The organism is Pseudomonas sp. M2, assembly GCF_015751845.1.
Taxonomy (GTDB): domain Bacteria; phylum Pseudomonadota; class Gammaproteobacteria; order Pseudomonadales; family Pseudomonadaceae; genus Aquipseudomonas; species Aquipseudomonas putida_E.
Window position 1 is genome coordinate 874254 of record NZ_JADOUD010000001.1, and the last position, 13266, is coordinate 887519.

At 63.1% G+C, this 13266-nt stretch carries 11 protein-coding genes and 1 pseudogene; 6 read left to right on the forward strand and 6 right to left on the reverse strand.

The window, feature by feature from the left end; genetic code table 11:
• Window positions 1–63: 63 nt before the first annotated feature.
• Window positions 64–2421, forward strand: a complete 2358-nt coding sequence (locus IWW33_RS04170) for a response regulator (protein ID WP_119688504.1) — start codon at window positions 64–66, stop codon at window positions 2419–2421.
• On the opposite strand, the gene IWW33_RS04175 is transcribed toward IWW33_RS04170, so the two are convergent.
• The gene (locus tag IWW33_RS04175; RefSeq protein ID WP_046786589.1) at window positions 2411–2899 is read right to left on the reverse strand and encodes a glutathione peroxidase; all 489 of its coding nucleotides are present in this window, start codon (window positions 2897–2899) and stop codon (window positions 2411–2413) included. The two genes, IWW33_RS04170 and IWW33_RS04175, sit on opposite strands and share 11 nt — an antisense overlap.
• 2 nt (window positions 2900–2901) lie before the next feature.
• Complete coding sequence (msrB, locus tag IWW33_RS04180; protein ID WP_046786590.1) at window positions 2902–3303, reverse strand: peptide-methionine (R)-S-oxide reductase MsrB; 402 nt, start codon at window positions 3301–3303, stop codon at window positions 2902–2904.
• 168 nt (window positions 3304–3471) lie between these two features.
• Between msrB and IWW33_RS04185 the strand changes: the two genes are divergently transcribed.
• Window positions 3472–4683 carry a pyridoxal phosphate-dependent aminotransferase gene (locus tag IWW33_RS04185; RefSeq protein ID WP_060508805.1) on the forward strand — a complete coding sequence of 404 codons (1212 nt, stop codon included), beginning with the start codon at window positions 3472–3474 and terminating at the stop codon, window positions 4681–4683.
• A gap of 292 nt (window positions 4684–4975) precedes the next feature.
• A complete protein-coding gene (gene htpX, locus IWW33_RS04190) occupies window positions 4976–5863 on the forward strand; it encodes a protease HtpX (RefSeq protein WP_115275592.1) in 888 nt (295 codons plus the stop codon).
• A gap of 141 nt (window positions 5864–6004) precedes the next feature.
• On the opposite strand, the gene IWW33_RS04195 is transcribed toward htpX, so the two are convergent.
• A complete protein-coding gene (locus IWW33_RS04195; RefSeq protein ID WP_196914205.1) occupies window positions 6005–6652 on the reverse strand; it encodes a thiopurine S-methyltransferase in 648 nt (215 codons plus the stop codon).
• 101 nt (window positions 6653–6753) lie between these two features.
• Here IWW33_RS04195 and IWW33_RS04200 point away from each other — a divergent pair, with 101 nt between their 5' ends.
• Window positions 6754–7521 (forward strand): class III extradiol ring-cleavage dioxygenase, encoded by a 768-nt coding sequence (locus IWW33_RS04200; protein WP_196914206.1) that lies wholly within the window; start codon window positions 6754–6756, stop codon window positions 7519–7521.
• A gap of 112 nt (window positions 7522–7633) precedes the next feature.
• On the opposite strand, the pseudogene IWW33_RS04205 reads toward IWW33_RS04200, so the two are convergent.
• Together IWW33_RS04205 and IWW33_RS04210 are read right to left on the reverse strand one after the other, a co-directional pair.
• A pseudogene (locus tag IWW33_RS04205) lies at window positions 7634–9347 on the reverse strand (DEAD/DEAH box helicase).
• A 435-nt stretch (window positions 9348–9782) separates the two neighbouring features.
• Entirely contained in the window at window positions 9783–10538 is a 756-nt protein-coding gene (locus tag IWW33_RS04210) for a spermidine synthase (RefSeq protein ID WP_161872952.1), read from the reverse strand.
• Window positions 10539–10656: 118 nt separating this feature from the next.
• Here IWW33_RS04210 and IWW33_RS04215 point away from each other — a divergent pair, with 118 nt between their 5' ends.
• On the forward strand, window positions 10657–12003 hold the full coding sequence (locus IWW33_RS04215; RefSeq protein ID WP_039603334.1) for a 3-deoxy-7-phosphoheptulonate synthase class II: 1347 nt from the start codon (window positions 10657–10659) through the stop codon (window positions 12001–12003).
• A 74-nt stretch (window positions 12004–12077) separates the two neighbouring features.
• Here IWW33_RS04215 and IWW33_RS04220 read toward each other — a convergent pair whose 3' ends face one another.
• Window positions 12078–12296: a DUF1127 domain-containing protein gene (locus IWW33_RS04220; protein WP_115275588.1), complete on the reverse strand. Its 219-nt coding sequence runs from the start codon at window positions 12294–12296 to the stop codon at window positions 12078–12080.
• Window positions 12297–12392: 96 nt separating this feature from the next.
• Between IWW33_RS04220 and IWW33_RS04225 the strand changes: the two genes are divergently transcribed.
• A complete protein-coding gene (locus IWW33_RS04225) occupies window positions 12393–13244 on the forward strand; it encodes a LysR substrate-binding domain-containing protein (RefSeq protein ID WP_012313384.1) in 852 nt (283 codons plus the stop codon).
• Window positions 13245–13266 lie beyond the last annotated feature (22 nt).

Consider the following 13266-nt stretch of genomic DNA (forward strand, 5'->3'; position numbering starts at 1 on the left):
AAGACAGGTGAGATTTGAAGCTGAATGTGCGACAGGCCCACCAGCAGCCGTGGCTGATCGGCTATGCTTGCGCAGCGCAAGGGACGTGAAACCGGCTCGGGGCTCATGGATATCAAGTTCACCAATCGCCTGTCATACAAGCAAGCCCGGTTGACAGTCCTGGTCGGCTTCATCCTGGGAACATTGCTCAGTCTCATCCAGATCGGCATCGATTATGCCAGCGAAGACGCATCCATCAACCGTGAAGTGCAAGCATTGCTGCAAATCAGCCACAACCCGGCCTCGCGCATCGCCTATAACATCGACTCGGAACTGGCCCTGGAGCTGACCCGGGGCCTGCTGCAGTCACCGGCCGTGTTCCGCGCGCGCTTGATCGACAACAACGAAACCGTACTGGCCGATGTCGAACGCGTCCGGCTGCAGGACAGCTACCGGCCCTTGAGCGATTTTCTGTTCGGCGAACAGCGCCAGTTCCAGGAGCGCCTGTTCCTTACCCATATGCCCGAAGAGTACCTCGGCACGCTGTACCTGGACGTCGACACCTTCGCCTTCGGCAGCCGCTTCCTGGACCGCGCCGGGGTCACGCTGCTCAACGGCTTTGCCCGCAGCCTGGTGCTCACCGGCATCCTCCTGGCACTGTTCTACATGATGCTGACCAAACCCTTGGTGAAAGTGATCGGCGCACTCAGCGGCCGCGACCCCCGCCACCCCGGGCAAACCCGCCTTGATTGCCCTCCCGGCCACGAACTCGATGAAATCGGCGTGCTGGTAAAGGTCGCCAACCAGCAACTGGTCAGCATGGCTACAGAAATCCAGCAACGGCGCACCGCCGAAAACCGCCTGACCCAGTACCTCAACGAGCTGGAAGACATCGTTTCGGCCCGCACCGAAGAGCTCAAGGCCAGCAACAGCCGCCTCAGCCAGTCCAACCAGGAGCTGGAGCAAGCCCGTCAGCGCGCCCTGGACATGGCCCAGGCCCGAGCGGCGTTCCTGGCCAACATGAGCCATGAAATTCGCACCCCGCTCAACGGCATGCTCGGCATGATCGCCCTGGCCCTGGACAGCCCGCTGGAGAGTGAGCAGCGCCAGCAGCTGTCGATTGCCCACGACTCGGGCAAGGTGCTGGTGGAACTGCTCAACGATATTCTCGACCTGTCCAAGTTCGATGCCGGGCAGCTTGAACTCGAACGCATCCCCTTCGACCTGGGCGCGATGGTGGAGGACACCGCCAACCTGTTATCGCAGAACGCCGCGCAAAACGTCGAGCTGACCTGCCTGATCGCCAGTGACTTCCCAAGTTCGGTATTGGGCGACCCCACCCGGGTACGCCAGGTAGTGAGCAATTTGCTGTCCAATGCCCTCAAGTTCACCCGGTTCGGCCGCGTCGACGTGTGCCTGACCACCATCGTCGGCGGCGTGCGCCTGGCAGTGCGCGACACCGGCATCGGCATTGCCGAAGATGCACAGGCACGCATCTTCCAGCCGTTCACACAGGCCGGCGCCGGCATTACCCGCCAATACGGCGGCACGGGCCTGGGCCTGGCACTGACCCGCAACCTGTGCAAAGCCATGCAGGGCCACCTGCACATCCGCTCCGAACCAGGTTTGGGCAGCTGCTTCAGCGCCGAATTACCGCTGACCACCCACACCGAGGCCATTGCACCTGCGCCCCTGGAGGGCCGCGTGGTGGCGCTGAGCAACGCCGCCAGCGGCCTTGGCGAACTGCTGCAGGACGTGCTGCCGCGCTGGGGCCTGAGCTACTCAAGGCATGACAGTGCCCAGGCACTGGCGGGCGGTACCATCGACCTGTTGATCACCGACGACCTGGACCACTTGTTCCAGCTGCGCCCTGCGCTGACAGCACCGATCCTGCTGGTGACCGCCTACGGCAATTTCCTGTCGCCAGAACAGGCGGCGCAACTGGCCCCGTTGCATCAGCTGGCCCGCCCATTGGCACGCAATGCCTTGTATCAGACACTGCGCCGCACCCTGCAGGGCCATGCACCCGAACACCCGCTGGCCATCCCCGCACTCACCGCCACCGACGGCCGGGCGCGCATTCTGCTGGTGGAGGACAACCCGGTGAACCAACTGGTGGCCAAGGGCATGCTGGCCAAGCTCGGCTGCCTGGTGCAAGTGGCCACCCAGGGCGTCGAGGCGCTGGAATGGCTCGAGCAGGAAGACTTCGACCTGGTGTTGATGGACTGCAACATGCCGGTGATGGACGGCTACGAGGCCAGCCGACGCATCCGCCAGAGCGGCCGCTGGCCAGAACTGCCGATCGTTGCCCTGACCGCCAACGCCATGCCCGAAGAGCGCGAGCGCTGCCGGGCGGCGGGCATGAACGACTACCTGGCCAAGCCGTTCCGGCGCGAAGAACTACTGGCGCTGATCGACCACTGGGTGCCGCTCAGCGGCTGAGCAGGCGCTCGATATCGGCCTCGAGTGCCTGTGGCTTGGTGGTTGGCGCATAGCGCGTGACCTTGCCGCTGGCCGGTTCGAACAAAAACTTGGTGAAATTCCACTTGATCTTCTGCGACCCGAGCAGGCCTGGCGCACGCTGCTTGAGCTCGACGAACAGCGGGTGGGCCCCCGGGCCGTTGACCTCCACCTTGCGAAACAGCGGGAAACTGACGCCGAAATTGCGCTCGCAGAACTGCGCGATCTCCCGCGCCTCCCCCGGCTCCTGCTTGCCGAACTGGTTGCACGGGAAACCCAGCACCACCAGGCCACGCTCGCGGTAAAGCTGCCACAGGTGCTCCAGCCCCTTGTACTGCGGGGTGAAGCCGCACTGGCTGGCGGTATTGACCACCAGCAGCGCCTTGCCTGCAAAGTCGCCCAGCACCTTGCGCTCACCGGCCAAGGTCACGCAGGGGATGTCCAGCATCGATTCAGCCATGGTCAGGCTCCGTCACGCGGTTTGAAGTCCAGGCACACCGAGTTGATGCAGTAACGCAGGCCGGTCGGTGGCGGGCCGTCGGGGAACACATGGCCCAGGTGGGCGTCACATTGCGCGCAGGTCACCTCGGTGCGGATCATGCCGTGGGAGGTGTCGCGCGTCTCGATCATCGCGCTGTCTTCGATCGGCGCGTAAAAACTCGGCCAGCCACAGCCAGAGTCGAATTTCGTGTTCGAATCGAACAGCGGCAGGTCGCAGCAGATGCAATGGTAGGTACCCGCACGTTTTTCGCTGTTGTACTTGCCGGTAAACGGCCGCTCGGTACCTTTGAGGCGGCACACCTGGTACTGCTCCGGGTCGAGCATCGCACGCCATTGTTCAAGGGTTTTGTCGATCTTTTGCATGTAGGGACCTCGGCAGGCTGAATTTCACCTCGCGCCGTCTTTTCCGTAGCGCGGGTGGCACGTATATTAGTTGGCTTCGTGTGCAAGGCCTCAAGTCTGGCACCCGCGCCCCGCCCTTTCAAACCTTTCGACGGCGGCGCACCGCGTATTCTCAATCGGGATCACATCATGCAGTTCAGCAAATCGAACAAGCTCGCCAATGTCTGCTACGACATTCGCGGCCCGGTGCTCAAGCACGCCAAACGCCTGGAAGAGGAAGGCCACCGCATCCTCAAGCTGAACATCGGCAACCCGGCGCCGTTTGGCTTCGAAGCGCCGGACGAAATCCTCCAGGATGTGATCCGCAACCTGCCCACCGCCCAAGGCTACAGCGACTCCAAAGGCCTGTTCAGCGCGCGCAAGGCGGTGATGCAGTACTGCCAGCAGAAAGAAATCGAAGGCGTCACCATCGAGGACATCTACCTGGGCAATGGTGTGTCCGAGCTGATCGTCATGTCGATGCAGGCACTGCTCAACAACGGCGACGAAGTGCTGATCCCGGCCCCCGACTACCCGCTATGGACTGCTGCGGTGAGCCTGGCAGGCGGCAAGCCGGTGCATTACCTGTGCGACGAGCAGGCCGACTGGTTCCCTGACCTTGAAGACATCAAGGCCAAGATCACCCCGAACACCAAGGCCCTGGTCATCATCAACCCGAACAACCCGACCGGCGCCGTCTATTCCAAAGCGTTGCTGCTGGGCATGCTGGAGCTGGCACGCCAGCACAACCTGGTGGTGTTCTCCGACGAGATCTACGACAAGATCCTCTATGACGAGGCCGTGCACATCAGCACCGCGTCACTGGCCCCGGACCTGCTGTGCCTGACCTTCAACGGCCTGTCCAAGTCGTACCGGGTGGCGGGCTTCCGCTCCGGCTGGCTGATCATCTCCGGGCCCAAGCACCACGCCCAGAGCTACATCGAAGGCATCGACATGCTGGCCAACATGCGCCTGTGCGCCAACGTGCCGGCCCAGCACGCCATCCAGACTGCGCTGGGCGGCTATCAGAGCATCAATGACCTGGTGCTGCCGCCGGGCCGGCTGCTGGAGCAGCGCAACCGCACCTATGAGCTGCTCAATGACATCCCAGGGGTAAGCTGCGTCAAGCCGATGGGTGCGCTGTATGCCTTCCCGCGGATCGACCCTAAAGTCTGCCCGATCCTCAACGACGAGAAGTTCGCGCTGGACCTGCTGCTGTCGGAAAAACTGCTGATCGTTCAGGGCACGGCGTTCAACTGGCCGTGGCCGGACCACTTCCGCGTGGTGACCTTGCCACGGGTGGATGACCTGGAAGCGGCGATTGGCCGGATTGGCAACTTCCTGCGCACGTATTCGCAGTAAGTACCGGCCTCATCGCCGGCAAACCGGCGCCCACAAGAACAGCACAAGTCTTCAGAACTGTGGTGTACCTGTGGGAGCCGGCTTGCCGGCGATTGGGCTGCAAAGCAGCCCCCTGCAACCCCACATAACCTTTCTTACATCCTGCAACGCTCTAGCTCACAGCCCCCGCCAGATCCTCTGCCATACTCCGCCGTACACAGTTTGAAATAGTCCCCCGATTGAATCAGCGCGTCCGGCCCCTTATATACCCCGCATACGCAACACACTCATCCGTCAGGAGAACGTAACAACCATGATGCGCATTCTGTTGTTTGTAGCCACCAACCTTGCGGTGGTGCTGGTTGCAAGCATTACCCTGAGCCTGTTCGGCTTCGACGGGTTCATGGCCGCCAACGGGGTTGACCTCAACCTCAGCAGCCTGCTGGTCTTCTGCGCCGTGTTCGGCTTCGCCGGCTCCCTCGTTTCGCTGTTCATCTCCAAGTGGATGGCGAAGATGAGCACCGGCACCCAGATCATCTCCCAGCCGCGTACCCGCCACGAGCAGTGGCTGCTGCAGACGGTCGAAGAGCTGTCCCGCGAAGCCGGCATCAAGATGCCCGAAGTGGGTATCTTCCCGGCCTACGAGGCCAACGCCTTCGCCACCGGCTGGAACCGCAACGACGCATTGGTAGCCGTGTCCCAGGGCCTGCTGGAGCGCTTCTCGCCTGATGAAGTGCGCGCCGTGCTGGCCCACGAGATCGGCCACGTGGCCAACGGTGACATGGTCACCCTGGCGCTGGTGCAGGGCGTGGTGAACACCTTCGTGATGTTCTTCGCCCGCATCATCGGCAACTTCGTCGACAAGGTGATCTTCAAGAACGAAGAAGGCCAGGGCATTGCCTACTACGTGGCGACCATCGTCGCCGAGCTGGTCCTGGGCATCCTCGCCAGCATGATCGTCATGTGGTTCTCGCGCCGCCGCGAATACCGCGCCGACGAAGCCGGAGCGCAACTGGCCGGCACCGCCGCGATGATCGGCGCCCTGCAGCGCCTGCGCGTCGAGCAGGGCCTGCCGGTGCACATGCCCGACACCATGAAGGCTTTCGGCATCAATGGCGGCCTCAAGCACGGCCTGGCCGGCCTGCTGATGAGCCACCCGCCGCTGGAAGAGCGCATCGAGGCGCTGCGCCGCCGCGGCTGATTCTCTGCCAACAAGCAAGGGCGACTTCGGTCGCCCTTTCTCATGCAGCCGGCCCGCACATGTAAGCCACAAATCCTCAGAACTGCGGGGGTATCTGTGGGCCGGCTTGCCGGCGATAGGGCCGGCACCGGCAAACCCACATCAGAACCGTACGCGATACACCCGCTCCATCAGGCGTTTGACCCCCGCCTGCAAGAACTTAGGGCTTTCCCCTATCACGTCTCGCGTCTCCACCTCCTCCACCTGCCACCCGGCAAAACCACGCCGCACTTCCTCGTCGGCGACCGAAAACGGCGGCCCCTCCAACAGTTTCTGCTCGTAGTCCAAAGTCACCAGAAGCCCACTACCCCCAGGCAGCATTCGCGAAAGCAAGCCCATGTAACGCTCACGCATTTGCGGTGGCAGGGCAATCAAGGCAGCCCGGTCATACAGCCCCACGCAATCGGCCACATCCTCGGCGCGCAAGGCGAAGAAATCGCCACACCACAGCTCCACCTCACCACTGCACCAGACCTCGAACGCCCCCTGTTGCCGGACCTGCGCCTGCAGCCCCTGCTCCTGGAAAAAATCCTCCACCGCCCGGCGCGACAGTTCGATACCCCGCACGCGATAGCCCTGCCCCGCCAGCCAGGCCAGGTCCAGGCTCTTGCCACACAGCGGCACCAGCACCCGGCTACCGGCAGCCAGGCCGAGCCCCGGCCAATAGCGTTGCAGATAGGGGTTGGCTTGAGCCTGGTGAAAACCGATCTGGTTATCGGCCCACTTTCGATGCCAGAACGCCGGCTCCATAGTTCCTCCTGGTTTTTAGATCGGTTGCGCAAAAATCTTATATTGGATATCGATCGGTGACTGATCGAAGATGACTGCATCTTACCCCTCAGGACCCTACCATGCTGCCCAGCCTGTTCATTTCCCACGGCTCCCCCATGCTCGCCCTGCAACCCGGCGCCAGCGGACCGGCACTGGCCCGGCTGGCCAATGGCCTGCCACGCCCGAAGGCGGTCGTGGTGGTTTCGGCGCACTGGGAAAGCCAAGAGCTGCGGGTTACCGGCAACCCGCACCCAGAAACCTGGCATGACTTCTACGGCTTTCCTGCAGCGCTGTATGCCGTCCAGTACCCTGCGCCTGGCCATGCGCAACTGGCCGCGAACGTCAGCGAGCGGCTGAACGCCGCCGGCCTGCCGGCTCGCCTGGATGCCCAGCGGCCATTCGACCATGGGGCCTGGGTGCCGATGTCGTTGATGTATCCCGACGCAAGCATTGCGCTGATTCAGGTGTCGCTACCGAGCCACATGGGGCCGGCGCTGCAAATCAAGGTCGGCCAGGCATTGGCCGGGCTGCGCAGCGAGGGTGTGCTGCTGGTAGGGTCCGGGAGCATCACCCATAACCTGGGCGAGCTGGACTGGCATGCCGGGCCGGACGTGATCGAGCCCTGGGCACTGGCGTTTCGTGACTGGGTGGTGGAGAAGCTGAGCGAGGACGACCAGGCCGCGCTGCTGGACTTCAAGCAACAAGCGCCGTTTGCGCTGCGTAACCATCCCAGTGATGAGCATTTCTTGCCGTTGTTCTTTGCCCTTGGGGCCGGGGGCAGATTTGGCATCGTGCACCAAGGGTTTACCCTGGGGGCGCTGGGTATGGACATCTATCGCTTCGACTGAAGAATCGCCCGTAGGAGCGGCCTTGCGTCGCGAAGGGCTGCATGGCAGCCCCAAAAACTGCAGGCAAAAAAAATCCCCGACCTAAGCCGGGGATTTTTTCATTACACCAGGATCAATCTTCGCGGTAGCGACGCAGCTTCAGCTGCTTGCCAGCCACGCGGGTGTCCTTGAGCTTGGTCAGCAGGCGCTCGAGGCCGTCTTCCGGCAGCTCGACCAGGCTGAAGCTGTCACGCACCTGGATGCGACCGATCGCATCACGGGCCAGGCCACCTTCGTTGAGGATCGCACCCAGCAGGTTCTTGGCGGCGATACCATCACGGGCACCCAGCGCGGTACGGCAACGCACGCGGCCTTCGGCCAGCGGCAGTGGCGCACGACGCTCGCGCTCACCACGGTCGCTACGCTCGGCACGGTCACCACGCTCCGGGCGCTCACCGCGCGGTGCGAAGCTTGGTACCAGCGGCTGCTCGCGCTCTACCGCTGCCAGGTCCAGCGCCTGGCCATTGGTGGCCTTGCGCAGCAGTGCTGCAGACAGGGCACGCGGGCTGCAACCCAGGGCGTCGGTCAGGCGGTCGAACAGTTCACCGTGGGTGGCTTCTGCTTCGGCCACCAGCGGCGCCAGGCTCGAGGTCAGCTTCTTGATGCGCGCATCCAGCACGGCCTGAGCGTTCGGCAGGCGCGCTTCGGCAACCTTCTGCCCGGTAACGCGCTCGATGACCTGCAGCATGCGGCGCTCACGCGGGGTGACCAGCAGCAGTGCACGGCCTTCGCGACCGGCACGGCCGGTACGGCCGATACGGTGCACGTAGGACTCCGGGTCGTACGGCATGTCCACGTTGAACACGTGGGTGATGCGCGGTACGTCCAGACCACGGGCAGCGACGTCAGTGGCGACGACGATGTCCAGGCGGCCATCCTTGAGCGAGTCGATGACGCGCTCACGCTGGTTCTGGGCGATGTCGCCGTTCAGCGCAGCAGCCTTGTAGCCTTTGGCTTCCAGGGCGGCGGCCAGGTCCAGGGTGGCTTGCTTGGTACGCACGAAGGCGATCAGCGCGTCGAACTCTTCCACTTCCAGCAAACGCAGAACAGCCGGGATCTTCTGGTCGGCGTGCACCATCAGGTGAGCCTGGTCGATCGCGGTGACGGTCTGGGTCTTGCTCTGGATCTTGACGTGCTTGGGTTCACGCAGGTGACGTTCGGCGATCGAGCGGATCGACGACGGCAGGGTAGCGGAGAACAGTACGGTCTGACGGCTGGCAGGGATGGCATCGAAGATCACTTCGAGGTCATCCATGAAGCCCAGCTTGAGCATTTCGTCGGCTTCGTCCAGCACCAGGTACTGCACGGTGGACAGGACTTTCTCGTCGCGACGCAGGTGGTCGCACAGACGGCCCGGGGTGGCCACGACGATTTGCGCGCCGTTGCGAATGGCACGCAGCTGTGGGCCCATCGGGGCACCACCGTATACAGCCACCACGTTAACGCCCGGCATCTGCTTGGCGTAGGTTTCGAAAGCGGTGGCTACTTGCAGCGCCAACTCACGGGTTGGCGCCAGGATCAGGGCTTGCGGTTCGCGCTTGCTCACGTCGATCTTGTTGAGGATCGGCAGGGCGAAGGCAGCGGTCTTGCCGGTGCCAGTCTGCGCCTGGCCGATCATGTCGTGACCGGCGAGGATGATCGGGATCGATTGATGCTGAATAGCCGAAGGCTCTTCGTAGCCGGTGGCCAGAACAGCAGCAACGATATTCGGATTGAGATCGAGAGCGGCGAATCCGCCGGTTTCCTGGGTCATGGGTCTGCCTCTATGTGCATCCGCAAAGACCCATGCTCCAAAGCTGCACATGCCTTGAAAGACCAAATGGTCACCCAGGCAGCTCTGGCGGCGGGGATTTGCGAAAACGATTGAAAAAGAAAAACTTGGGAAGGTCCGCCTAGCGGACGTGCAGCCGAAGCTGGACTCGGAGGATTTGCACCACCTGATTTTGAGGCCCGCTAAAAGACCGGCGCGTACTATACCCGAATTAATAGAGGGAAGTGTGGAAAATTTTCACGGGCATGGGGCCAGTACGAGGCCATCAATGGCCGATAGCTGAAACGATTATCTCTCAAAGCCTGGCACGGCCCCGGTAGGAGCGGCCTTGTGTCGCGAAAGGGCCGCAAAGCGGCCCCGGCAATGTATGCGGCGACGCTAAAATCCCGAGGGCGCTTCGCACCCTTTCGCGACACAAGGCCGCTCCTACGGGGGGGACCGCGCCAGGCCTTCACGTTGCGGGGCGGATTTCCTTGATCAACCCCTCAAGGCTGTACCCCAGCTGTGGCGCCAAGGCTTCAGCCCTGCCCTTGAGCCCACCCAGGTCCAGCGTTTGCTCCAGGTCCGCCGGCACCAGCAGGATCACATTGCCCTCCTTCACCGGCAGTTCCCAGTAATGCCGGTGGTACAAACCGCGCAACAGCGCCGCGCCGAGCGGCCTGCCGTCATCACCGGCCCACTGGTTGATCACCAGCCAGCCACCGGGGTTGAGCTGCTTCTGGCAATTTTCCAGAAAGGTCCAGGCCAGATGCCCGACACCCGGGCCGTGGTCGGTATACAGGTCGACGAACAACAGGTCGGTTTTCTCCGCCGTGGGCAGCAGCTCCAGCGCATCGCCAACCCGCACATAAAGGCGCGGGTCGTCGTCCAGGCCCAGGTACTCCATGGCCAGGCGCGGTACATCCGGGCGCAGCTCGATGGCCTCGATGTCTTCCAGCGGCAGGAATTTCATGCAGGCCTGGGTCAGGGTACCGGCGCCCAAGCCAAGAAACAGTGCGCTTTCAGGCTGTTCGTGGCACAGCGCACCGACCAGCATGGCGCGGGTATAGTCGTACTCCAGCCAGCTGGGGTCGGCCGTGAACACGCAGCTTTGCTCGATGGCATCGCCAAATTCGAGGAAGCGGTAATCATCCACTTCATACACGCTGATGACCCCAAAGGCATCCTCGACCCGAGCCAACAGCCGTTCTTCCCGCTCCGTCGCCATGAACCTGCCACCCGCCCGCGCAAAAACGCGCATTGTCCGCCAACGTCCCCGATGCAACAAGCTCAGCGCCAACTGTTACCATGGCAGACAGCCTATAACCGACAAGACCGAGCCTGTGATGAACCAACCGTGGAGCCCTGACAGCTGGCGTGCCCTGCCGATCCAGCAGCAACCGACCTACCCCGATGCCGCGCATCTGCTCAAGGTCGAGCAGACCTTGGCCAGCTACCCGCCGCTGGTGTTCGCCGGGGAAGCGCGCGAGCTGCGCCGGCAGTTCGCCGAGGTCACCGAAGGCCGCGCCTTCCTGCTGCAGGGCGGCGACTGCGCCGAAAGCTTCGCCGAGTTCTCGGCGGCGAAGATCCGCGACACCTTCAAGGTATTGCTGCAGATGGCCATCGTCATGACCTTCGCCGCCGGCTGCCCGGTGGTCAAGGTCGGGCGCATGGCCGGCCAGTTCGCCAAGCCACGCTCATCGGGTGACGAAACCATCGGCAACGTCACGTTGCCGGCCTACCGCGGCGACATCGTCAACGGGATCGGCTTCGACGAAAAAAGCCGCGTACCGGACCCGGACCGCCTGCTGCAGGCCTACCACCAGGCCACCGCCAGCCTCAACCTGCTGCGCGCCTTCGCCCAGGGCGGTTTCGCCGACCTGCACCAGGTGCACAAGTGGAACCTGGACTTCATCGCCAATTCGGCGCTGGCCGACAAATACCACCAGTTGGCCAACCGCATCGACGAGACCCTGGCCTTCATGCGCGCCTGCGGCCTGGACAGCGCCCCGCAATTGCGCGAAACCAGCTTTTTCACCGCCCACGAGGCACTGCTGCTGAACTACGAAGAAGCCTTCGTGCGCCAGGACAGCCTGACCGGCGACTACTACGACTGCTCGGCACACATGCTGTGGATCGGCGACCGCACCCGCCAGCTCGATGGCGCACATGTGGAGTTCCTGCGCGGGGTGCACAACCCGATCGGGGTCAAGGTCGGCCCGAGCATGAACCCTGAAGAGCTGATCCGCCTGATCGATACGCTCAACCCGGCCAACGACCCCGGGCGCCTCAACCTCATCGTGCGCATGGGCGCCGGCAAGGTCGGTGAGCACCTGCCAGGGCTGATCCGCACCGTCGAGCGCGAGGGGCGCAAGGTGCTGTGGAGCTCGGACCCGATGCACGGCAATACCATCAAGGCCAGCAGCGGCTACAAGACCCGTGACTTCGCGCAGATTCTCGATGAGGTGAAGCAGTTCTTCCAGGTGCACCAGGCCGAAGGCAGCCATGCGGGCGGCATTCACATCGAGATGACCGGGCAGAACGTTACCGAGTGCATCGGTGGCGCACGGCCGATCACCGAAGATGGGCTGTCGGATCGCTACCATACTCACTGCGACCCACGCATGAACGCCGACCAGTCGCTGGAGCTGGCGTTTTTGATTGCCGAAACGCTCAAGCAGGTACGCCGTTGAGGTAAGTGCCTGTCGCAGCCCTTCAGCGTTCTCAAGACCGAGCGCCGCCCCCGCGGCGCATCACGGCCCCACCCTCATTTACGCAGCGGATCATCCCAGAATGGCCGCTCTGCCTCCTGCTGGATATCTGCCCGGCTCAACCCCAGATCCTGCAACGTCGCATCGCTGAGACTGGCCAGCTCCCGACGCTGGCGGTACAGCTCCAACCAGCGAGCCGGGCGCTGCAAGGCCGCATGCCACAGGTGGCTAAGGGAAAAGGCTGGGTGCTGAATGCTGCTGACATGACCTTTCATCGTGAAGCCCTCCGTGTTGATGGCTTCAGTCTCGCGCCGGCCTTAAGATCAATCCAACGAATGTTTCTTATGCCATGCATCTAGGAGATTGATGCAATGTCCCACTACCAAAGCCTCGATGCCGACGTGCTGCGCACCTTTGTCGCCATTGCCGAGCAAGGTGGCTTCACCCGCGCCGGCGAAGTGGTCAACCGCACCCAGTCGGCCGTCAGCATGCAGATGAAACGCCTGGAGGAAGACGTCCTGCAGCGCCAACTGTTCGAGCGCGACGGCCGCCAGGTGCGCCTGACCGCCGAGGGCCAGGTACTGCTGGGCTACGCACGGCGCATCCTCAAGCTGCATGGCGAAGTGTTCAACACCTTGCGCATGCCGCACATGGTCGGCCTGGTGCGCATCGGCACACCGGACGACTACGCCATGCGGTTCTTGCCGACCATCCTGTCGAGTTTCGCCCAGGCCTACCCGCTGGTGCAGGTGGAGGTGCACTGTGATTCGTCGAAACACCTGATGCTGCGCCAGGACCTGGACCTGACCATCGTCACCCGCGAGCCCGGCAACGAGGTTGGCCAGTTGCTGCGCCAGGAACGCCTGGTGTGGGCCGCCGCCGAAAGCTTTTGCCCACAGGAGCAACGGCCCATGCCGCTCGCACTGTTCAACACCGACTGCTTCTGCCGCGCCTGGACCTGCAATGCCCTGGAGGCCCAAGGCATCGACTACCGCATCGCCTACACCAGCCCGAGCCTGGCGGCGATCTTCGCCATCGTCACGGCGGGGCTGGCAGTGACGGCGCAGTTGCAGAGCCTGATTGGCGGCAATATCCGCATCCTGGGCGAGCAGGACGGCTTGCCAGAGCTGCCGGTGGCCAATGTGATGCTGCTGCGCAATGCACAAAGCCAGTCACCGATCACCGATTGCATGGCTGACTACATCATCGAAGGCTTCCAGTAATGGCTGTGCCATACGCCACACC

Excerpts from the sequence above, each read along its gene's own strand:
- IWW33_RS04185 (WP_060508805.1), top strand. The coding sequence starts at position 3,472 with ATGCAGTTCAGCAAATCGAACAAGCTCGCCAATGTCTGCTACGACATT.
- IWW33_RS04210 (WP_161872952.1), bottom strand. The coding sequence starts at position 10,538 with ATGGCGACGGAGCGGGAAGAACGGCTGTTGGCTCGGGTCGAGGATGCC.
- IWW33_RS04215 (WP_039603334.1), top strand. The coding sequence starts at position 10,657 with ATGAACCAACCGTGGAGCCCTGACAGCTGGCGTGCCCTGCCGATCCAG.
- htpX (WP_115275592.1), top strand. The coding sequence starts at position 4,976 with ATGATGCGCATTCTGTTGTTTGTAGCCACCAACCTTGCGGTGGTGCTG.
- IWW33_RS04225 (WP_012313384.1), top strand. The coding sequence starts at position 12,393 with ATGTCCCACTACCAAAGCCTCGATGCCGACGTGCTGCGCACCTTTGTC.
- IWW33_RS04220 (WP_115275588.1), bottom strand. The coding sequence starts at position 12,296 with ATGAAAGGTCATGTCAGCAGCATTCAGCACCCAGCCTTTTCCCTTAGC.
- IWW33_RS04195 (WP_196914205.1), bottom strand. The coding sequence starts at position 6,652 with ATGGAGCCGGCGTTCTGGCATCGAAAGTGGGCCGATAACCAGATCGGT.
- IWW33_RS04200 (WP_196914206.1), top strand. The coding sequence starts at position 6,754 with ATGCTGCCCAGCCTGTTCATTTCCCACGGCTCCCCCATGCTCGCCCTG.
- IWW33_RS04170 (WP_119688504.1), top strand. The coding sequence starts at position 64 with ATGCTTGCGCAGCGCAAGGGACGTGAAACCGGCTCGGGGCTCATGGAT.
- msrB (WP_046786590.1), bottom strand. The coding sequence starts at position 3,303 with ATGCAAAAGATCGACAAAACCCTTGAACAATGGCGTGCGATGCTCGAC.
- IWW33_RS04175 (WP_046786589.1), bottom strand. The coding sequence starts at position 2,899 with ATGGCTGAATCGATGCTGGACATCCCCTGCGTGACCTTGGCCGGTGAG.